Source organism: Enterococcus sp. AMC1251, assembly GCF_058216535.1.
Genome location: NZ_CM177098.1, coordinates 2,791,002 through 2,813,270, shown reverse-complemented (window position 1 = coordinate 2,813,270; position 22,269 = coordinate 2,791,002). Strand labels below are relative to the sequence as shown.

At 38.3% G+C, this 22,269-nt stretch carries 20 protein-coding genes, 2 tRNA genes and 3 rRNA genes; 22 read left to right on the top strand and 3 right to left on the bottom strand.

Going from position 1 to position 22,269, the window contains the following annotated elements; genetic code table 11:
- Positions 1 to 373 precede the first annotated feature (373 nt).
- The gene (locus tag AC4BBR_RS13270) at positions 374 to 880 is read right to left on the bottom strand and encodes a phosphatidylglycerophosphatase A family protein (protein ID WP_490459985.1); all 507 of its coding nucleotides are present in this window, start codon (positions 878 to 880) and stop codon (positions 374 to 376) included.
- Positions 881 to 966: 86 nt separating this feature from the next.
- On the opposite strand from AC4BBR_RS13270, the gene AC4BBR_RS13265 reads away from it, so the two are divergent.
- Positions 967 to 1,209, top strand: coding sequence for a DUF1450 domain-containing protein (locus AC4BBR_RS13265; protein WP_490459984.1), 243 nt, complete (start codon positions 967 to 969; stop codon positions 1,207 to 1,209).
- 41 nt (positions 1,210 to 1,250) lie between these two features.
- Here the strand turns inward: AC4BBR_RS13265 and AC4BBR_RS13260 are convergent, their stop codons facing one another.
- On the bottom strand, positions 1,251 to 2,264 hold the full coding sequence (locus AC4BBR_RS13260) for an NAD(P)/FAD-dependent oxidoreductase (RefSeq protein ID WP_490459983.1): 1,014 nt from the start codon (positions 2,262 to 2,264) through the stop codon (positions 1,251 to 1,253).
- Between the two features lie 226 nt (positions 2,265 to 2,490).
- Here AC4BBR_RS13260 and AC4BBR_RS13255 point away from each other — a divergent pair, with 226 nt between their 5' ends.
- Entirely contained in the window at positions 2,491 to 3,078 is a 588-nt protein-coding gene (locus AC4BBR_RS13255) for a peptidylprolyl isomerase (protein WP_490459982.1), read from the top strand.
- A gap of 121 nt (positions 3,079 to 3,199) precedes the next feature.
- Here AC4BBR_RS13255 and AC4BBR_RS13250 read toward each other — a convergent pair whose 3' ends face one another.
- Positions 3,200 to 4,366, bottom strand: a complete 1,167-nt coding sequence (locus AC4BBR_RS13250) for a MalY/PatB family protein (protein WP_490459981.1) — start codon at positions 4,364 to 4,366, stop codon at positions 3,200 to 3,202.
- 207 nt (positions 4,367 to 4,573) lie between these two features.
- Here AC4BBR_RS13250 and AC4BBR_RS13245 point away from each other — a divergent pair, with 207 nt between their 5' ends.
- The 20 genes from AC4BBR_RS13245 (at position 4,574) to accB (ending at position 22,268) form a co-directional block, all read left to right on the top strand.
- Positions 4,574 to 4,942 (top strand): CvfD/Ygs/GSP13 family RNA-binding post-transcriptional regulator, encoded by a 369-nt coding sequence (locus AC4BBR_RS13245; protein ID WP_490459980.1) that lies wholly within the window; start codon positions 4,574 to 4,576, stop codon positions 4,940 to 4,942.
- 64 nt (positions 4,943 to 5,006) lie between these two features.
- Positions 5,007 to 5,378 (top strand): hypothetical protein, encoded by a 372-nt coding sequence (locus AC4BBR_RS13240; protein WP_490459979.1) that lies wholly within the window; start codon positions 5,007 to 5,009, stop codon positions 5,376 to 5,378.
- A 132-nt stretch (positions 5,379 to 5,510) separates the two neighbouring features.
- On the top strand, positions 5,511 to 6,017 hold the full coding sequence (locus AC4BBR_RS13235; protein ID WP_490459978.1) for a GNAT family N-acetyltransferase: 507 nt from the start codon (positions 5,511 to 5,513) through the stop codon (positions 6,015 to 6,017).
- A gap of 557 nt (positions 6,018 to 6,574) precedes the next feature.
- Positions 6,575 to 8,135, top strand: a 16S ribosomal RNA gene (locus tag AC4BBR_RS13230).
- A gap of 82 nt (positions 8,136 to 8,217) precedes the next feature.
- Positions 8,218 to 8,290 (top strand) — tRNA-Ala (locus AC4BBR_RS13225).
- 178 nt (positions 8,291 to 8,468) lie between these two features.
- Positions 8,469 to 11,380, top strand: a 23S ribosomal RNA gene (locus AC4BBR_RS13220).
- A gap of 98 nt (positions 11,381 to 11,478) precedes the next feature.
- A 5S ribosomal RNA gene (gene rrf / locus AC4BBR_RS13215) occupies positions 11,479 to 11,594 on the top strand.
- The 16S, 23S and 5S rRNA genes sit together here with 2 tRNA genes alongside, the layout of an rRNA operon.
- Positions 11,595 to 11,601: 7 nt before the next feature.
- Positions 11,602 to 11,675 (top strand) — tRNA-Asn (locus tag AC4BBR_RS13210).
- 264 nt (positions 11,676 to 11,939) lie between these two features.
- A complete protein-coding gene (locus AC4BBR_RS13205; RefSeq protein WP_490459977.1) occupies positions 11,940 to 12,953 on the top strand; it encodes an LTA glycolipid anchor biosynthesis glycosyltransferase, IagA/BgsA family in 1,014 nt (337 codons plus the stop codon).
- A 47-nt stretch (positions 12,954 to 13,000) separates the two neighbouring features.
- Entirely contained in the window at positions 13,001 to 14,224 is a 1,224-nt protein-coding gene (locus tag AC4BBR_RS13200) for a glycosyltransferase family 4 protein (RefSeq protein WP_490459976.1), read from the top strand.
- Positions 14,225 to 14,255: 31 nt separating this feature from the next.
- Positions 14,256 to 15,146 (top strand): NAD(P)-dependent oxidoreductase, encoded by an 891-nt coding sequence (locus AC4BBR_RS13195; protein ID WP_490459975.1) that lies wholly within the window; start codon positions 14,256 to 14,258, stop codon positions 15,144 to 15,146.
- Between the two features lie 100 nt (positions 15,147 to 15,246).
- Positions 15,247 to 15,477 (top strand): YkuJ family protein, encoded by a 231-nt coding sequence (locus AC4BBR_RS13190; RefSeq protein WP_010760442.1) that lies wholly within the window; start codon positions 15,247 to 15,249, stop codon positions 15,475 to 15,477.
- 426 nt (positions 15,478 to 15,903) lie between these two features.
- Entirely contained in the window at positions 15,904 to 16,344 is a 441-nt protein-coding gene (gene fabT, locus AC4BBR_RS13185; RefSeq protein WP_010773373.1) for a fatty acid biosynthesis transcriptional regulator FabT, read from the top strand.
- A 14-nt stretch (positions 16,345 to 16,358) separates the two neighbouring features.
- Positions 16,359 to 17,318 carry a beta-ketoacyl-ACP synthase III gene (locus tag AC4BBR_RS13180; RefSeq protein WP_490459974.1) on the top strand — a complete coding sequence of 320 codons (960 nt, stop codon included), beginning with the start codon at positions 16,359 to 16,361 and terminating at the stop codon, positions 17,316 to 17,318.
- 50 nt (positions 17,319 to 17,368) lie between these two features.
- Positions 17,369 to 17,593, top strand: a complete 225-nt coding sequence (locus tag AC4BBR_RS13175; RefSeq protein ID WP_010760445.1) for an acyl carrier protein — start codon at positions 17,369 to 17,371, stop codon at positions 17,591 to 17,593.
- Between the two features lie 186 nt (positions 17,594 to 17,779).
- Positions 17,780 to 18,736, top strand: coding sequence for an enoyl-[acyl-carrier-protein] reductase FabK (fabK, locus tag AC4BBR_RS13170; protein ID WP_490459973.1), 957 nt, complete (start codon positions 17,780 to 17,782; stop codon positions 18,734 to 18,736).
- Positions 18,737 to 18,844: 108 nt separating this feature from the next.
- A complete protein-coding gene (gene fabD / locus AC4BBR_RS13165) occupies positions 18,845 to 19,774 on the top strand; it encodes an ACP S-malonyltransferase (protein ID WP_490459972.1) in 930 nt (309 codons plus the stop codon).
- Between the two features lie 3 nt (positions 19,775 to 19,777).
- On the top strand, positions 19,778 to 20,515 hold the full coding sequence (gene fabG, locus AC4BBR_RS13160) for a 3-oxoacyl-[acyl-carrier-protein] reductase (protein WP_490459971.1): 738 nt from the start codon (positions 19,778 to 19,780) through the stop codon (positions 20,513 to 20,515).
- Positions 20,516 to 20,542: 27 nt separating this feature from the next.
- On the top strand, positions 20,543 to 21,778 hold the full coding sequence (gene fabF / locus AC4BBR_RS13155) for a beta-ketoacyl-ACP synthase II (protein WP_490459970.1): 1,236 nt from the start codon (positions 20,543 to 20,545) through the stop codon (positions 21,776 to 21,778).
- Between the two features lies 1 nt (position 21,779).
- Positions 21,780 to 22,268, top strand: coding sequence for an acetyl-CoA carboxylase biotin carboxyl carrier protein (gene accB / locus AC4BBR_RS13150; RefSeq protein ID WP_490459969.1), 489 nt, complete (start codon positions 21,780 to 21,782; stop codon positions 22,266 to 22,268).
- Position 22,269: the final 1 nt, after the last annotated feature.

The window sequence follows — 22,269 nt, the reverse complement described above, 5'->3', positions numbered from 1 at the left end:
ATGCCGTTTTTTTAATTTTTTACTTCTATTTCTTGCTTTTAACATCCTTGTTGATTACATGTAGGTATGATTTAACGACTGATGTATGTTGAATAAAGTTTACCACTATAGGCATTTGATTTATCTATTGGGGAAGAAAATCAATTACCGAAAAAAAGGTTCATTTAAAATCAGAAGGAACTCTTTTTGCCTATAGTGGTAACTTTAAACATAAGTATAAGAGGATGTCGTATACTTTAAACTTATTATAATGTAAGAGTTACTATCGATGCAATTGAAAAGCTATTAAAAATATAAAAAAGAGCAGAATTCTTTGTATAAGTAGGTACTAACATTGATTAAGAAATTTTATATTATCTTTTTGTACGAAAAATCATTGTGTGATCACGCTTTTATCAGGTTGAGAATGAGCTAACCGACTAGCTGCAGCTGCAGCGATAGCACCGACGATATCATCTAAAAAAGTATGAACATGAGGTCCTTCGTGAGAATTCAATTTGGCTAAAATACCAGGTTTTACTTTATCAATATAGCCATAATTTGTAAAACCAATTGAGCCATAAACATTCACGATCGAAAGTGCTAAAATTTCATCAATACCGTAAAGACCTTCATCTTCTTCTAAAATTTCTTGTAAAGGATGAAGTAATTTTTTTTCTTCAGCTAAAATATCCAATTGAATACCAGTAATGATCGTGTTGTGGACTTCGCGTTTCGATAAAACACTATCAATATGTTTTATACAAGTTGTTAAATCAAGATTTTTCATGTAAGGTTTTTGCAAAAAGAAAACAAGATCTGCCAAATCTTCTATCTCGACACCTCGGTCTTTTAACAACTGACGAGCCTTCTTCTCTAACGTTTCACCTTTTATTACCAAAATAAAACTCCTCCAATGCATCATTTTTAAACTTATAATACATCAATGGTATACTATCTAAAGATAAAAAGGCAAGGAGAAAATCAATGAATCCACTAATAGAGTGTTGTGAACAAAATTTAGCTAAAGGCGGAGAACTGCTATTAAATGATCTATTCATAGAAGAAAATGGCGACGTGATTTCTTATTCTTGTATGAATGAGTGTGTTCTTTGTGCCCAAACATTCTTTGTTTTATTTGAAGGAGAACGTATTACGGGGGGCACACCAGAAGAGCTTGTTGAAAATATAAAGAAAGCTATTTTACTTTGGCAGGAAGAAATGAAGTAAAAAAATGGAACTTACTGATAAACGGCAAGTTCCTTTTTTTATTAAAGCATTTTCGCTTCTTTTCCTTCAAATAGACTAGTACTATGCATAGGTTGTGTTCTTGTATCTGGCTTAATAAAATGCAGTGCATTATTTACTGCAGTAGGAGCTTCACCGAATCCTGTGGCGATCAGTTTTACTTTTCCGTCATAATTACAAATATCACCAACAGCGTAAACTCCAGGAATATTTGTCGACATATCCGAATTAACTTCGATCGCGTTTCGACTAACATCTAATCCCCAGTCCTTTAAATGACTCAATGATGAAGTAAATCCATAATTAATGATTAAAGAATCCAAATCAAGTTTTTCAAAATTATCTGCTTTGGTTTCTTTCAATTGAATACCTTTGAATGAATTATTCTCTATTAATAGCTGATCGATAACATAAGGTGTGTAGATGGCTACATCAGAGTTTTTCAAATTATCTACACTGTGTTCATGTCCACGAAACTCAGGTCGACGATGAATAATCGAAACTTCTTCTGCAATTGGCTCCAACATCAAAGCCCAGTCAATTGCAGAATCGCCACCACCAGCTATAGCAATTTTTTTCCCAGAAAATTTATTCATATCTGTAACATAATAATGAACGTGATTACCTTCCAATTCTTTAGCGCCATCAATCGTTAGGCGTCGTGGTTGAAATGAGCCGTTTCCGATTGCGAAAATAACTGCTTTTGAGTAGTGAACACCTTTTGATGTCTCAATACGCAAGTGACCATCTTCTTGAACCAAATTGTTCACTTCTTCTTCTAAACAAGTTTTATGAGCAAAAGGAGCAATTTGTTTTTCCAAATTTCCGATCAGTTCACTGGCTTTAATTGCGGGAAAACCGGGAATATCATAAATATATTTTTCAGGGTAAAGCGTAGAAAGTTGTCCTCCAAGTTGGGGCAAACTATCAATGATTTTTGTTTTCGCTTTACGAATCCCTGCATAAAAAGCGGCGAAAAGACCAACAGGACCTGCGCCAACAATAGTTAGATCATAAATGTTTTTTGAATCAGACATCAATATTACCTCCAGTTACTATAATAAAAAAGTTTTCGACTATGATAAAATGAAACCAAAAATGCAGTATATCGTTTTTCACAAAATATCATTAGTAACAGAAAAAAGCAAGTAAGAGTTTGTGAAAAAAGCTTCTCTTTAAAGAGTATCAAAGATGTTGGAATTTTCAAGTGAAGTTGTTTATGATATTATGAGTAAGTAAAAAATTAACGAGGAGGAAATAACTATGTCAGAATTTCCACAATTAAACTTAGCGAATGTAAAAGGTCCCAAAGCTGTGATAAAAACCAACCGTGGAGATATTACTGTTCAACTTTTTCCAGAAAATGCACCTAAAACAGTTGAAAACTTTGTTCAACTAGCGAAAAAGGGCTATTACGATGGTGTGATTTTTCATCGTGTTATTCCTGATTTCATGATCCAAGGTGGCGATCCTACCGGAACAGGTATGGGTGGCGAAAGTATTTATGGCGAAAAATTTGAAGATGAATTTTCAAAAGATGTGTTCAATTTACGTGGTGCACTATCAATGGCAAATGCTGGTCCAAATACTAACGGCAGCCAATTTTTCATCGTAAACAATCAAAATGTTCCAGCAAATATGATGGGGCAACTTGAAGGAGCAGGATTTCCTACAGAAGTGATTGAAGCCTACAAAAAAGGCGGAACCCCCTGGTTGGATTTCCGTCATACAGTCTTTGGTCATGTTGTAGAAGGTATGGATGTAGTCGATGAAATCGGTGGAGTACAAAGAGACTCTCAAGATCGTCCAACATTTGATGTAGTCATCGATACAGTCGAAATTAGCGAATAACAGCCTTACAATTTCCAAAATGAGGTTGGGACAGAAGAGTTTGCTTCTGCTCCTGCCGTTTATTCGGATTTTAGGTGACTGGGTTGTAACTCATAGAGTTATTTCCCAGTCACTTTTAGTTTTATTCAAAAGAATATTTGATTCTCCGTAACCCTTCTAAAAGTGTTTCTTTCGGACAAGCAACATTTAAGCGCATATGTTGTGTACCAGTTGGACCAAAAGTGATCCCTTGATTTAGTACGACTTTCCCCGTGTGTACGAGTTGTTTTTGTAGTTGAGTGTCAGTCAAATTAAAAGCTGAAAAATCTAGCCAGATCAAATATGTTCCTTCTGGATGCATCATTTTAACTTCAGGAAGTTCAGTTTTCAAAAATTTACTAACGATATCAATATTTTCTTTTAGATAAGCTAGTAACTCTTTTAACCAATTATCGCCATATCGATAAGCAGCTTCAGTTCCTACATAGCCGAAAGTATTAATCTCATTCTGGAAATTTTGTTCTTGAGCTTCGATAAATTTTTTGCGTAAATCATGATTTTCGATGAAAACCATTGAGTTTTTAATGCCAGCTAAATTAAACGTTTTTGTTGCTGCAGTCAAAGTAATCGAGAAGTCTTTAAATGTTGAATGAACATTCATGAACGTTGTAAACACATGAGGATCGAAAATTAAATCTTGATGGATTTCATCGCTGACGACAAGCACATCATGTTTCGCACATAGTTTACCAAAATCCTCCAGCTCATTTTTCGTCCAAACACGTCCACCAGGATTATGAGGATTACAAAGAATGAAAAGACGCACATTTTCAGCAACGATTTGTTTTTCCAGCTCTTCTAGATCCATAATAAAGTGTTCTTGGGCTATTAGTAAAGGACTACGAACCAGTTTTCGATTGTTTTGTTCAACAACTTTGGCAAAGGGAGGGTAAACAGGATCATGAATTAAAATTGTATCACCAGGTTCAGTATATGCTTGGATAGCCAAAGAGAGGCTAGGTACAACGCCGCTATTGAAAAGAATCGCCTCTTTACTAACAAAATAATCATGATGGCGTTTCTGCCAGCTTTGGATTGCTTCATATAATGAATCTGGGGCAGAAGAATAACCTAAAATACCTTGTGCCACTGTACTCTTTAATGCATCAAGTACCTGCGGATTCGCTTTAAAATCCATATCAGCTATCCAAAGTGGTAATAAGTCTCCTTCTTTATATGTGTCTTTAATGGAATCCCACTTAGAACAATTCGTATCACGGCGGTTATATACTACATCAAATTCTACCATTCAAATCTTCCTTTCTATTTGAAAACATTTTTCGTTAACCAAGACTTAACTATAGTATAATGTAGTTTGAATAGAATATGAACAAAAAAATTAATAATAAATAATGTAATAATACTGGAAATAAATTCATGCACTTTTTAAAGGAACATGATATTATTTTAATTGAGAAAATCATTTTGATTGGATAACGAAAAGAGGATAAATAGTATGGAATATAAAATAGGGATGATTCTTGAGGGAGCTATTACAGGTTTACAGCCTTACGGTGCGTTTGTTTCATTAAATGATACAATTCAGGGATTGATACATGTCTCAGAAGTACAAGCTGGTTATACTAAAAACATTCATAGTTTATTGACCGTTGGACAAAAAGTGCACGTTCAAGTAATCGATATCGATGAATATTCAAAAAAAATCAGTTTGTCATTGAGGACGTTGGAGAGCCAAATACAACAACCAAATCATCGACGAAAAAAATATTTCACGAATAAAAATAAGAAAATCGGTTTTGAAACCTTAGAAAAAGAGCTTCCGATTTGGACTGATGAAGCAATGAATGCACTGCTTGAGAAATAATTCTGTTTTTTTTCAGAAAATATGGTACAATTTCCCTAGTTTATGAAAACAAAAATTAATTGAGGTGGATGTTTTGTCTAACAAAAAAGTCGCTGGTACTATTATGCTGAACTTAAATGACGGTTCGAAAAAGTTTCTTGTTCATCCCGTTGGGGAGTCAATGGCGTTTGTTACAACAAAAGTTTCTGAAGATATGACAGGATTAGCGAGCATGTTGCAAGTTTTTAAAGAAGAAATTCAACTAGATGTTACTTCAATTAATTTGGTCGAGTTAACAAATGCACATACAGATGCTGAAAATATGCCTTTATTTGTGTTTGAAATGAATGAGGAACATGTAGTTCCTAAGATTGATGACAGGTACGTATGGGAAAAACCATCTGAATTAAAAAATTTACTAGCTTCTTATGATATTGAAGGAGTACCGATGTTTTAAAACAAAACAGATACATAAAAAATAAGAAGATGTTATTATTGTACACTTTTTATTCCTGATTTTAGGACGGAACAAAACTAAACACTAGTTTTGTCCCGTTTTTTTAAATACATTTTGTAGAGGATAATTATTATGAAATTAAACAAGGCAACAATAGAAGAAACACAAATAGCTATGTGTTTATTGAAAGAAAGTGCTGAATGGCTTAAAGAAACAGGAAGTGATCAATGGTCAGATATTTTACAAGGAGAAGACAGGCATGGGTTAGTAGAGGCTGTTGCAAAAGGTGAAGTTTACTTCTTCTATAATAGTAAGAATCAATTAATAGGAATGACGATTGCTTGGAAAACACCATCTGAGTGGGACAAACTACTTTGGAACAATTTTGGATTTGATCAAGCAGCCTACTACCTACATCGCGTAATTGTTCGTCCGATGTATAGAGGAAAATCTTATGGGAAAGAATTGTTGAATACTTTAAAATCGAAATTTAGTGATGAAGTATCTGAGTTGCGTTTGGATTGTTTAGCCAGTAATCAGAAATTAATACAGTTCTATCAAGAAAATGAATTCATAAACATTGGAAGTGCAAGAGATTCGAATAATGAAAAATTCGAACTATTTTCTTATGATTTTTGAGAAACAATCGTGATTAATTGGTATTTCAACAAAAATGGCAAGCTTAAATCAAATTTATATCTCAAATACGAAAGTGTAGATAGTGAGAAGAAATATAAGCGAAAAGATTTTAAACTTTTAAGAAAAAAATGGTTGACCAACAAAGAAAAACTTGGTATATTATATCTTGTCGCAAGGCACTGATGAAATGCGCTGAATGACAAAAATAGAATAACGTTTCAGGTTCTAAAAAAACTTGAAAGATCAGGAAGAAAGTTGTTGACAAATAACAAATAACCTGATAAACTAATGAAGTTGTCGCAAAACATTCGATAACATCAAGCAGAAAAAACTTTGAAACTTTTTAAAAAAAGTGTTGACATTGAATCGGAGATTTGATATGATATAAAAGTTGCTGCGAGGTAACACAGTAGACCTTTGAAAACTGAACAAAGTAAGACGAACCAAATGTGTAGGTTGTTTTTACAACGGTAAAAACAAACAACAATTTTTAACAAAGCGAAGCAATATGCTAGCAACCAAATGAGCTTAACAATCTTCGGATTGTGTTCAACTTTTATTATGAGAGTTTGATCCTGGCTCAGGACGAACGCTGGCGGCGTGCCTAATACATGCAAGTCGAACGCTTCTTTTCTACCGAGTGCTTGCACTCATTTGAAAAGAGGAGTGGCGGACGGGTGAGTAACACGTGGGTAACCTACCCATCAGAGGGGGATAACACTTGGAAACAGGTGCTAATACCGCATAATAGTCAACACCGCATGGTGTAGATTTGAAAGACGCTTTCGGGTGTCACTGATGGATGGACCCGCGGTGCATTAGCTAGTTGGTGAGGTAACGGCTCACCAAGGCCATGATGCATAGCCGACCTGAGAGGGTGATCGGCCACACTGGGACTGAGACACGGCCCAGACTCCTACGGGAGGCAGCAGTAGGGAATCTTCGGCAATGGACGAAAGTCTGACCGAGCAACGCCGCGTGAGTGAAGAAGGTTTTCGGATCGTAAAACTCTGTTGTTAGAGAAGAACAAGTAGGAGAGTAACTGCTCTTGCCTTGACGGTATCTAACCAGAAAGCCACGGCTAACTACGTGCCAGCAGCCGCGGTAATACGTAGGTGGCAAGCGTTGTCCGGATTTATTGGGCGTAAAGCGAGCGCAGGCGGTTTCTTAAGTCTGATGTGAAAGCCCCCGGCTCAACCGGGGAGGGTCATTGGAAACTGGGAGACTTGAGTGCAGAAGAGGAGAGTGGAATTCCATGTGTAGCGGTGAAATGCGTAGATATATGGAGGAACACCAGTGGCGAAGGCGACTCTCTGGTCTGTAACTGACGCTGAGGCTCGAAAGCGTGGGGAGCAAACAGGATTAGATACCCTGGTAGTCCACGCCGTAAACGATGAGTGCTAAGTGTTGGAGGGTTTCCGCCCTTCAGTGCTGCAGCTAACGCATTAAGCACTCCGCCTGGGGAGTACGACCGCAAGGTTGAAACTCAAAGGAATTGACGGGGGCCCGCACAAGCGGTGGAGCATGTGGTTTAATTCGAAGCAACGCGAAGAACCTTACCAGGTCTTGACATCCTTTGACCACTCGAGAGATCGAGCTTTCCCTTCGGGGACAAAGTGACAGGTGGTGCATGGTTGTCGTCAGCTCGTGTCGTGAGATGTTGGGTTAAGTCCCGCAACGAGCGCAACCCTTATTGTTAGTTGCCATCATTCAGTTGGGCACTCTAGCGAGACTGCCGGTGACAAACCGGAGGAAGGTGGGGATGACGTCAAATCATCATGCCCCTTATGACCTGGGCTACACACGTGCTACAATGGGAAGTACAACGAGTCGCTAGACCGCGAGGTCATGCAAATCTCTTAAAGCTTCTCTCAGTTCGGATTGTAGGCTGCAACTCGCCTACATGAAGCCGGAATCGCTAGTAATCGCGGATCAGCACGCCGCGGTGAATACGTTCCCGGGCCTTGTACACACCGCCCGTCACACCACGAAAGTTTGTAACACCCGAAGTCGGTGAGGTAACCCTTGTGGAGCCAGCCGCCTAAGGTGGGATAGATGATTGGGGTGAAGTCGTAACAAGGTAGCCGTATCGGAAGGTGCGGCTGGATCACCTCCTTTCTAAGGAATATTACGGAAACTTACACATTCGTCGATACTTTGTTCAGTTTTGAGAGGTTTACTCTTAAATTAATAGCATTATGGGGCCTTAGCTCAGATGGGAGAGCGCCTGCTTTGCACGCAGGAGGTCAGCGGTTCGATCCCGCTAGGCTCCATTAGTAACCGTTAGGTTATTAAGATTGTTCATTGAAAACTGGATATTGAAGTAAAAAAGTAATCAAAACAAACCGAGAACACCGCGTTGAAGAGTTAATTAACTGTTCGAAGCTTATTTTATTGGTGACGCCTCTATCGCTAGAGAAACGAACCAAACAATTGATCGTAAGATCATAAGGTTAAGTGAATAAGGGCGCACGGTGGATGCCTTGGCATTAGGAGCCGATGAAGGACGGGACTAACACCGATATGCTTTGGGGAGCTGTAAGTGAGCTATGATCCAGAGATTTCCGAATGGGGAAACCCAGCATCTTTTATAGGATGTTACTTTCCAGTGAATACATAGCTGGTTAGAGGTAGACGCAGAGAACTGAAACATCTAAGTACCTGCAGGAAGAGAAAGAAAATTCGATTCCCTGAGTAGCGGCGAGCGAAACGGGAAAAGCCCAAACCAACAAGCTTGCTTGTTGGGGTTGTAGGACTCCGTTGTGGTAGTCTGTCAAGATAGTCGAAGAACTTGGAAAGGTTCGCCAAAGTGGGTAATAGCCCCGTAGACGAAATGTTGGCAACACCTAGGAGGATCCTGAGTACGGCGGAACACGAGAAATTCCGTCGGAATCCGCGGGGACCATCCCGCAAGGCTAAATACTCCCTAATGACCGATAGTGAACCAGTACCGTGAGGGAAAGGTGAAAAGCACCCCGGAAGGGGAGTGAAATAGATCCTGAAACCGTGTGCCTACAACAAGTCAAAGCCCGTTAATGGGTAATGGCGTGCCTTTTGTAGAATGAACCGGCGAGTTACGATTGCATGCGAGGTTAAGGTGAAGAGCCGGAGCCGCAGCGAAAGCGAGTCTGAATAGGGCGAATGAGTATGTAGTCGTAGACCCGAAACCATGTGATCTACCCATGGCCAGGTTGAAGGTGTGGTAAAACGCACTGGAGGACCGAACCCACGTACGTTGAAAAGTGCGGGGATGAGCTGTGGGTAGCGGAGAAATTCCAAACGAACTTGGAGATAGCTGGTTCTCTCCGAAATAGCTTTAGGGCTAGCCTCGGAATTAAGAATGATGGAGGTAGAGCACTGTTTGGACTAGGGGCCCATCTCGGGTTACCGAATTCAGATAAACTCCGAATGCCATTCATTTATATCCGGGAGTCAGACTGCGAGTGATAAGATCCGTAGTCGAAAGGGAAACAGCCCAGACCACCAGCTAAGGTCCCAAAATATATGTTAAGTGGAAAAGGATGTGGGGTTGCACAGACAACTAGGATGTTGGCTCAGAAGCAGCCACCATTTAAAGAGTGCGTAATAGCTCACTAGTCGAGTGACCCTGCGCCGAAAATGTACCGGGGCTAAACATATTACCGAAGCTGTGGATTACACCTCTGGTGTAATGGTAGGAGAGCGTTCTAAGGGCGTTGAAGGTCGATCGTGAGGACGGCTGGAGCGCTTAGAAGTGAGAATGCCGGTATGAGTAGCGAAAGACGGGTGAGAATCCCGTCCACCGTATGACTAAGGTTTCCTGGGGAAGGCTCGTCCGCCCAGGGTTAGTCGGGACCTAAGCCGAGGCCGAAAGGCGTAGGCGATGGACAACAGGTTGATATTCCTGTACCAGTTGTTTTTGTTTGAGCAATGGAGGGACGCAGGAGGCTAAGGAATGCATGCGACTGGAAGTGCATGTCCAAGCAGTAAGTCTTGAGTAGAGTCAAATGCTTTACTCTGTACGGACAAGCTGTGATGGGGAGGGAAATAATAGTACCGAAGTTCCTGATGTCACACTGTCAAGAAAAGCTTCTAGTGAGAAAACAACTGCCCGTACCGTAAACCGACACAGGTAGTCGAGGAGAGTATCCTAAGGTGAGCGAGCGAACTCTCGTTAAGGAACTCGGCAAAATGACCCCGTAACTTCGGGAGAAGGGGTGCTGACTTCGGTCAGCCGCAGTGAATAGGCCCAAGCGACTGTTTATCAAAAACACAGGTCTCTGCAAAATCGAAAGATGAAGTATAGGGGCTGACGCCTGCCCGGTGCTGGAAGGTTAAGAGGATGGGTTAGCTTCGGCGAAGCTCAGAATTGAAGCCCCAGTAAACGGCGGCCGTAACTATAACGGTCCTAAGGTAGCGAAATTCCTTGTCGGGTAAGTTCCGACCCGCACGAAAGGCGTAACGATTTGGGCACTGTCTCAACGAGAGACTCGGTGAAATTTTAGTACCTGTGAAGATGCAGGTTACCCGCGACAGGACGGAAAGACCCCATGGAGCTTTACTGTAGCTTGATATTGAGTGTTTGTACCACATGTACAGGATAGGTAGGAGCCGATGAACCCGGAACGCTAGTTTCGGTGGAGGCGCTGGTGGGATACTACCCTTGTGTTATGAACCCTCTAACCCGCACCACTTATCGTGGTGGGAGACAGTGTCAGGTGGGCAGTTTGACTGGGGCGGTCGCCTCCTAAAGAGTAACGGAGGCGCCCAAAGGTTCCCTCAGAATGGTTGGAAATCATTCGCAGAGTGTAAAGGCAGAAGGGAGCTTGACTGCGAGACTTACAAGTCGAGCAGGGACGAAAGTCGGGCTTAGTGATCCGGTGGTTCCGCATGGAAGGGCCATCGCTCAACGGATAAAAGCTACCCTGGGGATAACAGGCTTATCTCCCCCAAGAGTCCACATCGACGGGGAGGTTTGGCACCTCGATGTCGGCTCGTCGCATCCTGGGGCTGTAGTCGGTCCCAAGGGTTGGGCTGTTCGCCCATTAAAGCGGCACGCGAGCTGGGTTCAGAACGTCGTGAGACAGTTCGGTCCCTATCCGTCGCGGGCGTTGGAAATTTGAGAGGAGCTGTCCTTAGTACGAGAGGACCGGGATGGACTTACCGCTGGTGTACCAGTTGTTCTGCCAAGGGCATTGCTGGGTAGCTATGTAGGGAAGGGATAAACGCTGAAAGCATCTAAGTGTGAAGCCCACCTCAAGATGAGATTTCCCATTTCTTTAAGAAAGTAAGACCCCTGAGAGATGATCAGGTAGATAGGTTGGAAGTGGAAGTGCAGTGATGTACGGAGCGGACCAATACTAATCGGTCGAGGACTTAACCAAAGAAACGAAATAAAAAAGTATTTCGGGCTGTTTGATTACTACTTCAATCCAGTTTTGAGTGAATAAAAAGCACTCAATTAAATAGCAACAACACCCAGTGTGGTGGCGATAGCGAGAAGGATACACCTGTTCCCATGCCGAACACAGAAGTTAAGCTTCTTAGCGCCGATTGTAGTGAAGGGTTTCCCTTTGTGAGAGTAGGACGTCGCCACGCTAATTATTCCGGCATAGCTCAGTTGGTAGTAGCGCATGACTGTTAATCATGATGTCGTAGGTTCGAGTCCTACTGCCGGAGTAAAAAACGAAGACTTAATAAGTTTTCGTTTTTTTTTATTTCTATAGTAAAATAAATTTTATTATTTGATAGAATAAGAAATTGATAAATTTATTATCTCAGTCTAACAGTTTTGTCATATAATGAAGCTATTTTTGGGGAGAATAGCTTTCTCAGGCTATTTTTTGATATAATAATTGTAAGCTGATAGAATTAGGACTTTAGATTGAGTGAGGGACTCTTTAACCTATGTTATAATAGTTTAAAGAAGTTAGGAGGAGCAATGTGAAGATTCTATTATATTTTGAAGGTGAAAAAATATTAGCGAAGTCTGGAATAGGACGAGCGTTAGATCATCAGAAGCGGGCGCTCTCTGAAGTGGGGATAGAGTATACATTAGATGCAGATTGTACAGATTATGACATTTTACATATTAATACTTATGGAATCAACAGCCATAGTATGGTAAATAAAGCAAAAAAAATGGGAAAAAAAATTATTTATCACGCACACTCAACAGAGGAGGATTTTCGGAATTCATTCATTGGATCAAATCAGATATCTCCTTTAGTTAAGAAATACTTAGTTAGTTTGTATTCTAAAGCCGATTATTTAATTACACCTACCCTGTATTCGAAGGACTTATTAAAAGGTTATGGTATAACAGTTCCGATTGCTTCAATTTCAAATGGAATTGACTTGAATCGATTTGAATATTCTAAAGAAAAAGAAGAAAAATTTAAAGAGTATTTTAAAATAGAAAATAACCAAAAAATAATTATTTGTGTAGGTCTATATTTTGAAAGAAAAGGAATTATTGATTTTGTTGAACTAGCAAGAAAATTTCCGGACTATCATTTTATCTGGTTTGGGCATACGCCGATGTATTCTATTCCTAGGGCAATTCGAACAATTGTTAAAGAAGAACATCCAGCAAATGTAGACTTTCCAGGCTATATTAAAGGTGATATCATTGAAGGTGCTTATTCAGCAGCAAATCTCTTTTTCTTTCCTTCTTATGAGGAAACGGAGGGGATTGTCATCTTAGAAGCTTTAGCCAGTAAACAGCAAGTATTGGTGAGAGATATTCCTGTATATAAAGGGTGGCTTGAGGATAAATTGAATTGTTATATGGGAAAGACGAATGACGAATTTGCCTATTTAATCGAAGCACTTGTTGAAGATAAAATACCGAATACATGTCAAGCGGGTTATGCAGTTGCTAAACAGAAGAGTATTGAACGGATTGGACTTGAACTAAAAGATGTTTATGAAAAGGTTCTGAGTAGTGAAAGTTAAGCGAAAAAAGAGCAAACACAGCAGTAAAAATAATGGAGGTGAACAAATTGAAATTTGGTTTTTTTACTGATACATATTTTCCTCAAGTTAGTGGTGTTGCAACATCCATTAAGACACTAAAAGAAGAGTTAGAGCAAAAAGGTCATCAGGTTTATATTTTTACAACTACTGATCCAAATGCAAAAGACATTGAAGAAGATGTTATTCGGATGCCCAGTGTTCCTTTTGTGTCATTCAAAGATCGCCGAATTGTCGTACGTGGTATGTGGTATGCTTATCTAATTGCTAAAGAGTTAGACTTGGATTTGATTCATACACATACTGAATTTGGTGCTGGCTTATTGGGCAAAATGGTAGGAAAAAAACTTAAAGTTCCAGTTATCCACACATACCATACTATGTATGAGGACTATCTACATTATATCGCAAAAGGAAAAGTTGTACGTCCAACACATGTAAAGTATTTTTCTCGTTTTTTTGCAAATCATACAACAGGAGTAGTGTGTCCAAGTGAAAGAGTGATCGATAAATTAAAAGAATATGGCGTAACGTCACCGATGAGAATCATCCCGACAGGAATCGATATTAAAAAATTCGAAAGACCTGATATTACATTTCAAATGAAAAAAGAACTTCGTGAAGAATTAGGTTTAACGGATGATAATATTATGCTATTATCTTTGAGTCGTATTTCATATGAAAAAAACATTCAAGCAATTGTACAAGGGTTACCTACTATTTTTGAACGTTTTCCAAATGCGCGTTTTGTCATTGTGGGAGACGGTCCATACGTTGAGAAGTTGCGTTGTTTGGGTGAAGAGTTAGGAATAAATGATAAAATTCAATTTGTTGGTGAAGTACCAAATGATCAGGTTGCTATTTACTATAAGGCTGCTGATTACTTTGTCAGTGCTTCAACTTCTGAAACACAAGGATTGACTTACACGGAGGCGATGGCTTCTGGTGTTCCGTGTGTCGTTGAAGGAAATGCGTATTTAAATAATTTATTTGATCATGAAAGCTTGGGGATAACATTCAAAAAAGATGCTCATTTTGCTTCTGCCTTCATTAATTATGTTGACTCTGAGATCAAATCAGATGAAACTATTTTAAAGGAAAAGTTATATGAAATATCAGCAACTCATTTTGGAAATAAAATGTTTGAATTTTATGAAGAGATGATCAAATACTACGATCAACTTATTATAGATAAAGAAGCTGCAGTTTCAATTGAACGAATCAAGGTCAAATTAACTTCTTTAAGAAAATAGATGTTCATACTTAAAAATGGAGGGGATAACTATGCCACAAATTGGATTCATTGGAACAGGAGTTATGGGTGCAGCAATTGTCAGAAATATGATGAAGCAAGGTTTGGAAGTAAATGTTTATAATCGAACAAAGAATAAAACGGATGAGCTAGTACAAGAAGGCGCTGTTTGGCAAGATACTCCAGCGGCAATCACTGCAAGTAGTGACATTATTTTTACAATGGTAGGTTTTCCAAACGATGTTGAGACTATCTACTTTGAGGAGAATGGTATTTTTTCGCAAGATATTACGAATAAGATACTCGTTGATTTGACCACAAGCACCCCAACATTAGCCAAAAAAATAGCGGTGAAGGCAAATGAATTAGGTGGTATAGCATTGGATGCTCCTGTATCAGGAGGGGATTTGGGAGCTAAAAATGGGACCTTGACGATCATGGTTGGCGGAGATCAAGCAACGTATCATCAAGTAGTTCCAATTTTTGAAACATTTGGGAAAACTTTTACATTACATGGTACCTCTGGAAAAGGTCAACATACTAAAATGGCCAATCAAATCATGATAGCTGGAACAATGACTGGTATGACTGAAATGATGGTTTATGCGAATAAAGCCGGTTTAGACTTAGACAAAGTTATTGAAACTCTGTCTGGTGGAAGTGCAGCAAATTGGTCACTAAGCAACTACAGCCCAAGGATTTTGAAAGAAAATTATTCTCCTGGTTTTTTTGTAAAGCATTTTATAAAAGATTTAAAGATTGCCTTGGATGAGGCAGAGAAAATGGATCTTGAGTTACCTTCAACTAAATTAGCTACAGAACTTTATGAAAAGCTTGCTAATAAAGGACTTGAAAACGATGGAACACAAGCGCTGATCAAGCTCTGGTGGACTGATGGAAAGCAGCCGACAGTCAAAAATTAAAGAACAGCAAAAAAATTAAAAAAAATGACGAAAAATCATGCAAGATAGACAATGTTTTGTTACAATGGTACAGAACTAGTTTTTAAAGGGAGGCCCATTTATGAAACATTCACAACTTGTGGCGATTATCAAGCGACTTGAAGCGATGACTGAAGCAACTGACAACGAAATTCAAGTTCGTCGTTTTGAACGTGAAGGTGCTGAAAAATGCATTGTAACTTATGATAAATCAACTGAAACATTTGAATTAACAGAAACTGATTCTCAACAAAGTTATCAATTTGATAATATTGATATCGTTGCGATGGAAATTTATGATTTAATTCAATAATTAGTAAATTTTAGTAAGTATTTAACAAAATTAATCACAATAATCGAAAATCCTGTGGCGTACAATTTTGTACGCCACAGGATTTTTTTATATTTGCAGTGACTAACATAGCAAGAAGTGCTTCAGCAGTTGTTTAATAGTTTTTTCTATAAATATTAATGGGAACAAAATTTATCTCTTATCAATGATTTCAAAGTCATAATTGGACATTCTTTTTCAATACAAATTCAAAATATTATTTGATAGTCAAACTAAAATAAATTACAGTCAATTCAACATAGCTGGTCAATTTTAGTTATGAAACGAACTTATTTTTGATTAAAAAAAATAAAAAATCAACTATTTTACTTGCAATCTCTTTTTATATACGATATAGTTTGAACATCAAATGATTTGATAATCAAAGTATATGGATGGTGCGCACATATGGAACCTAATTTAGAAACAGTCAATGATTATCTTGTCAGTGTCTTTAACGATATTTTGACGATTGAAGAATCTGAATTAAAGAAATCACAATTTAATGACTTATCCATTACTGAAATGCACACAATTGAAGCAATTGGAATGTATAAGAAAAAGACTTCTTCTGAAGTTGCCAAAGAATTGTCAATCACTGTTGGAACATTGACCGTAGCAATCAATAACCTTGTGAAAAAAGGTTATGTTGAACGCATACGAAGTGAAGATGATCGTCGAGTAGTCAAGTTAGGTTTGACCAAAAAAGGAAAATTACTTTTTCGTGTTCATCAGCACTTCCATAGAGAAATGGTTAAGAGAATTTTAAACGGAATGGATAAAACGGAAGAACAAGCTTTATTAAAAGCATTGAAGAATCTTCATGATTTCTTAAAGGAATATAAATAAAAGTGAGGACCAAGATGAATCAACATGCAAAAATAACTTGTACGAGCCGTTATGCTCCTGAAAATGTAGTATCCAATGATCAACTTGCGACGATGATGGATACTTCCGATGAATGGATTTCCAGTCGAACTGGCATACGTTCAAGAAATATTGTTACAAATGAAAACACTTCGGACTTATGTATCAAAGTAGCTGAAAAGTTACTAAAAAAATCTGGAAAAAGCGCTGAAGAGTTGGATTTTATCCTTGTGGCAACGATGACGCCAGATTATGGTACACCTTCAGTTGCTTGCCTTGTTCAAGGGAGTATTTCAGCTACTCGAGCATTTGCTTTTGATATCAGTGCTGCATGTAGTGGTTTTGTCTATGCATTAAGTATGGGTGAAAAATTGATCAGTACTGGGAAAAAGCTTGGTATGGTCATCGGTGGTGAAACGTTATCTAAAGTCCTTGATTGGGAAGACCGCAGTACGGCTGTACTATTCGGTGATGGAGCAGCAGGTGTACTATTGGAAGCAAGTAATGAAGAGCATTTTCTAAACGAAAAACTGCAGGCTGATGGCGGCAGAGCTAGGTCACTAACTTCTGGTTATTTAGAAAATAAGAGTCCTTTTTATTCTGGAACAGCTGAAAGTTCTGGTTATCTACAAATGGCTGGCAGAGATATTTACGATTTTTCATTGAATGATGTAACGAACAATATTCGGGAAATTGTAGAAGAAGATGTAGATTATTTATTGTTACACCAAGCAAACAAACGAATCATTGAAAAAATATCGAAAAAGCTCAAAGTTCCAAGAGAGAAATTTCTCACAAATATGGAATATAATGGCAATACCTCTGCTGCAAGCATCCCGTTATTATTGGATGAATCAGTAGAAAAAGGAGTGCTTCAATTAGGCTCCAAACAAAAAATTGTGTTAACAGGCTACGGCGGTGGTTTAACGTGGGGTTCAATACTCATAACGCTGTAAAACTGTGACTATATAAACTAAAAAAAGAAAATTATTGGAGGAATATACACATGGTATTCGAAAAAATTCAAGCAATTATTGTAGAAGAATTAGGTAAAGAACCTGAGGAAGTAAAATTAACAACAAACATTCAAGAAGAATTAGATGCGGATAGCTTAGACTTATTCCAAATCATCAATGAAATCGAAGATGCTTTCGATATAAAAATCGAATCTGAAGATGGTATCACGACCGTTCAAGATTTAGTAACATATGTAGAAAAACAAAAAGCATAATAATCAAAGCAATTAGGTGAAATAGAGAAGTTGGATGAACCAAGTTCTGCGAGATTCTCAACAATTGCTGAAGAGCCTGGCTTTTTCACACTGCTCATTGAAATTAGAAAGGCTGGTACTAAACTTATTGAGTTTTGTTCCAGTCCTTTTTTGCTTAATTATTCTATAATTTGAAGGATGTAATTTATGCAGTCGAAGATATGTGAATTGATTGGAATTGAATACCCCATTTTTCAAGGTGGTATGGCTTGGATTGCAGATGCTTCTTTGGCAGGTGCCGTTTCAGAAGCAGGAGGTCTTGGAATTATCGCAGGTGGTAATGCGCCAAGAGAAGTTGTTCAAGCTGAGATCAAAAAAATCAAAGAAATGACAGATAAACCTTTCGGAGTTAATATTATGCTGCTCTCACCTTTTTCACAGGATATCGTAGATTTAGTTTGTGAAGAGAATGTACCAGTAGTTACAACTGGAGCTGGTAATCCTAGCAAATATATGACTCGTTTTAAAGAACATAATATTAAAGTAATTCCAGTGATTCCTTCTGTTGCTTTAGGTGCTAGAATGGAAAAAATAGGTGCTGATGCGGTGATAGTTGAAGGAATGGAAGCTGGGGGACATATTGGCAAATTAACAACGATGAGTATTGTACCGCAAGTTGTAGATGCGCTAACAATTCCAGTGGTTGCAGCAGGTGGTATTGGTGATGGACGTGGAATGGCAGCGGCTTTAATGTTGGGGGCTGATGCCATTCAAGTGGGTACACGTTTTTTAGTCGCAAAAGAATGTACTGTACATGAAAATTATAAAGCTAGAATCATCAAAGCTAGAGATGTTGATACGACAGTGACCTGTCAACATTTTGGGCATCCAGTACGAGCAATTAAAAATAAGTTGACCAATGAATACGATCGATTAGAAAAAAACGAACTGAAAAAAGATGATCCAGATCTTGTCCAATTTGATAAATTAGGGCAAGGAGCTTTGCGTAAGGCGGTTGTGGAAGGTGATGTAAACCATGGATCAATTATGGCTGGACAAATTGCAGGTTTAGTAAAAAAGGAAGAAACTGCAAAAGAAATTATAGAATCTTATATTAGAGAAACGAAAGAAGTCATGACGACTGAATGTAGTCGATGGTTGTGATAAGGATCTTTTGGTAATGAATTGTAAATATGTTCAGAGTATGAAGTCTGGTCTACTAGGGAAAAGATTGAACCAGTCTGCTACGCTTTTAAAGTAAGGAGTAAATTAATGAAAACAGCTTTTGTATTTAGTGGACAAGGTGCTCAGTATAGTGGCATGGGCAAGGAATTGTTTGATCATGAGAAAATTATTCAAGAAACATTTCAAGAAGCAAGTGATATATTAGGCTATGATATGGCGAATCTTTGCTTCACTGAGAATGACCAACTAAATGAAACGATGTACACGCAGCCAGCTATTTTAACAGTCAGTATTGCGTTCTATCGTCTGTTACAATCTAGAGGATATCAGCCAGATGTTGTGGCTGGGTTAAGTCTAGGGGAGTATAGCGCACTTGTTGCTAGTGGAGCGATTTTATTTAAAGAAGCAGTTCAATTAGTTGCAAACAGAGGGAAATTCATGACTGAAGCTGCGCCAACAGGAACGGGAAAAATGGTTGCAGTAATGAATGCCGAACGTTCGTTGATTGAAAAATGCTGTCATGAGGCGAGTACTTTCGGGGTCGTTTCTCCAGCGAATTATAATACACCTCAGCAAATCGTAATCGGTGGAGAAGCATCCGCGGTTGATAAAGCAATTGAATTATTAACAGAATCAGGTGTGAAGCGAATGATCCCATTAAAAGTAAGCGGTCCGTTTCATACAGCGTTATTAAAGCCTGCTTCTGAAAGATTAGCGATCGAATTAGAAAAAATAAATTTTGCAGAAATGACGATTCCTGTGATCAGTAATACTACCGCACAAGTAATGGAACAGTCAGATATAAAAGAATTATTAGAAAAACAAGTAATGTCTGCGGTTCGTTTTGCGGATAGTATCGAAACAATCAAAAAAATGGATGTTGATGTAATTATAGAAGTTGGACCAGGTAAAACATTGACTGGTTTTATCAAGAAGATCGATAAAGAAATTAAAACAGCTCGCGTAGAAGATGAAAAAACATTGTCTGAAACACAAGGCTTGTTGGATGGGAGGTAACGAATGGACTTAAAAGGGAAAAACGTATTTGTTACAGGTAGCACACGGGGAATTGGGAAATCTATTGCTTTAGCCTTTGCGAAAGAAGGGGCAAACATTGCTTTGAATGGACGGGGAGAAATTAGTGCGGATCTAATTGCTAAAGTAGAATCTTTTGGTGTTCAATGTATCGGTGTTTCTGGAGATATTGCTAATTTTGATTCTGCTGGAGAAATGATTCAAACAGTTGTTGATAGTTTAGGGTCAATTGATGTTTTAGTTAATAATGCTGGCGTTACTAATGATAAATTATTATTGAGAATGTCAGAGGAAGATTTTACTAGCTGTATTCAAATCAACTTAACTGGAACATTTAATGTGACTCAACATACAATAAAGAAAATGATGAAGCAACGTAGTGGGAGTATCATTAATATATCTAGTGTTGTTGGATTGATGGGGAATATCGGTCAAGCAAATTACGCAGCAAGTAAAGCTGGAGTGATTGGTTTAACTAAATCTGTGGCAAGAGAAGTTGCTGCACGTGGCATCACGTGCAATGCTATTGCACCAGGATTTATTGAAACTGAAATGACAGAAATTTTATCTGATAAAGTAAAGGAACAGATGAATCAACAAATTCCATTACAATCATTCGGTCAAGTAGAAGATGTTGCAAATACAGCTATCTTTTTAGCGAAAAGTCCATATATTACGGGACAAGTCTTGAATGTAGATGGTGGCTTAGTTATGCACGGCTGATAAACAAGAATGAAAGGAGCGATAAGAATGAATCGCGTAGTGATTACAGGTTATGGTGTGGCATCTCCGATTGGTAACGATGCTAAAACTTTTTTAGAAAGTTTGAAAACAGGAAAAAATGGAATTACGCCAATTACGAAATTTGATGCAAGTAAAACAGGGATTACATTAGCTGCAGAAGTAAAGGAATTTCCTTTTGATAAGTATTTTGAAAAAAAAGATGCTAAACGAATGGACTTGTTCTCACTGTTTGGTATTTATGCAGCATTAGAAGCGATGGAAATGAGCGAACTAGAGACAGAGAAAATTAATGTTGACCGTTTTGGTGTCATGGTGGGTTCGGGTATTGGCGGACTTCAAACAATCCAAGATCAAGTAATTAGAATGCGTGAAAAAGGACCTCAAAGAGTAGCTCCATTATTTATACCGATGGCAATTGGTAATATGGCAGCTGGAAATATTGCCTTGAGAATAGGTGCTAGAGGTATTTGTTCTGCTACTGTAACAGCTTGTGCTACAGCGAATAACTCAATTGGTGAGGCCTTTAGAAACATTAAACATGGGTATTCAGATGTAATATTAGCAGGAGGAACAGAAGCTACAATTACTGAAATTGGAATTGCTGGTTTTGCTTCGTTAACAGCTGTTACTTCAGAAGAAAATCCTAATAGAGGATCGATTCCTTTTGATAAAGACCGCAGTGGCTTTGTAATGGGGGAAGGCGCTGGGATTTTAGTTCTGGAATCTTTAGAACATGCTCAAAAAAGAGGGGCTAAGATATTAGGGGAAGTCGTCGGTTATGGTTCAAATTGTGATGCTTATCATATGACGTCACCAAGACCAGATGGAAGTGGAGCTGCTAAAGCTATGCAACTAGCAATCGAAGAAGCAGCAATCGATCCTTCTAAAGTAGGATATATTAATGCTCACGGAACAAGTACGCCTTCAAATGATGTTGCAGAAACCAAAGCGATTCAAACTGCGTTGGGAGAAGCTTCTAAAAATGTTCGTGTCAGCAGTACCAAAAGTATGACTGGACATGCACTAGGCGCGACAGGTGGTATCGAAGCAATTGCAACGTTGAATGCGTTGCAGTATCAATTTATTCCACCAACGATTAATATTGATCAGCTTGATGAAGCAATTGAAATCAATATTGTCACAAATGACAGCCAAAAATATAAATTTGATTATGCCTTAACGAATTCTTTTGGTTTTGGTGGTCATAATGCAGTACTTTGTTTAAAACGCTGGGAGGATTAAGATGAATATCAATGAAGTGAAAGAATTATTAACTCAGTTTGATCAATCGACATTAACTGAATTTGATCTTAGAGAGGGTTCCTTTAGTCTTTATATGAATAAAAATAAAGTATCACAAAAAAATTCGTCTGGCGAAGTAATTAATAGTACTAAGACAAACCATGAAGGAATAGACGCTACGAGTCAAATGAACGAAGTGAAAACGCCTGTTAATGAAACTGTAAAACCAGAAATAAAATCAGAAAATATAGACGAGATCGTCTCCCCAATCGTAGGTGTTGTCTACTTAAAACCAGCACCTGATAAAGAAAACTTTAAACAAGTTGGTGATTCAGTGAAAAAAGGTGATATTGTTTGTATCGTTGAAGCGATGAAGCTTATGAACGAGATTACAGCAACAGTTGATGGTGTGATCACGGAAATCTTGATACAAAATGAAGATGTTGTTGAATTTAATCAACCACTTTTCCATGTATCTAAGGGAGTGTAAT

What these genes read in the sequence shown, in the direction of transcription:
- AC4BBR_RS13265 (WP_490459984.1), top strand. Translation starts at nt 967, where the DNA reads ATGAATCCACTAATAGAGTGTTGTGAACAAAATTTAGCTAAAGGCGGA.
- AC4BBR_RS13260 (WP_490459983.1), bottom strand. Translation starts at nt 2,264, where the DNA reads ATGTCTGATTCAAAAAACATTTATGATCTAACTATTGTTGGCGCAGGT.
- AC4BBR_RS13255 (WP_490459982.1), top strand. Translation starts at nt 2,491, where the DNA reads ATGTCAGAATTTCCACAATTAAACTTAGCGAATGTAAAAGGTCCCAAA.
- AC4BBR_RS13250 (WP_490459981.1), bottom strand. Translation starts at nt 4,366, where the DNA reads ATGGTAGAATTTGATGTAGTATATAACCGCCGTGATACGAATTGTTCT.
- AC4BBR_RS13245 (WP_490459980.1), top strand. Translation starts at nt 4,574, where the DNA reads ATGGAATATAAAATAGGGATGATTCTTGAGGGAGCTATTACAGGTTTA.
- AC4BBR_RS13235 (WP_490459978.1), top strand. Translation starts at nt 5,511, where the DNA reads ATGAAATTAAACAAGGCAACAATAGAAGAAACACAAATAGCTATGTGT.
- AC4BBR_RS13195 (WP_490459975.1), top strand. Translation starts at nt 14,256, where the DNA reads ATGCCACAAATTGGATTCATTGGAACAGGAGTTATGGGTGCAGCAATT.
- AC4BBR_RS13190 (WP_010760442.1), top strand. Translation starts at nt 15,247, where the DNA reads ATGAAACATTCACAACTTGTGGCGATTATCAAGCGACTTGAAGCGATG.
- fabT (WP_010773373.1), top strand. Translation starts at nt 15,904, where the DNA reads ATGGAACCTAATTTAGAAACAGTCAATGATTATCTTGTCAGTGTCTTT.
- AC4BBR_RS13180 (WP_490459974.1), top strand. Translation starts at nt 16,359, where the DNA reads ATGAATCAACATGCAAAAATAACTTGTACGAGCCGTTATGCTCCTGAA.
- AC4BBR_RS13175 (WP_010760445.1), top strand. Translation starts at nt 17,369, where the DNA reads ATGGTATTCGAAAAAATTCAAGCAATTATTGTAGAAGAATTAGGTAAA.
- fabK (WP_490459973.1), top strand. Translation starts at nt 17,780, where the DNA reads ATGCAGTCGAAGATATGTGAATTGATTGGAATTGAATACCCCATTTTT.
- fabD (WP_490459972.1), top strand. Translation starts at nt 18,845, where the DNA reads ATGAAAACAGCTTTTGTATTTAGTGGACAAGGTGCTCAGTATAGTGGC.
- fabG (WP_490459971.1), top strand. Translation starts at nt 19,778, where the DNA reads ATGGACTTAAAAGGGAAAAACGTATTTGTTACAGGTAGCACACGGGGA.
- fabF (WP_490459970.1), top strand. Translation starts at nt 20,543, where the DNA reads ATGAATCGCGTAGTGATTACAGGTTATGGTGTGGCATCTCCGATTGGT.
- accB (WP_490459969.1), top strand. Translation starts at nt 21,780, where the DNA reads ATGAATATCAATGAAGTGAAAGAATTATTAACTCAGTTTGATCAATCG.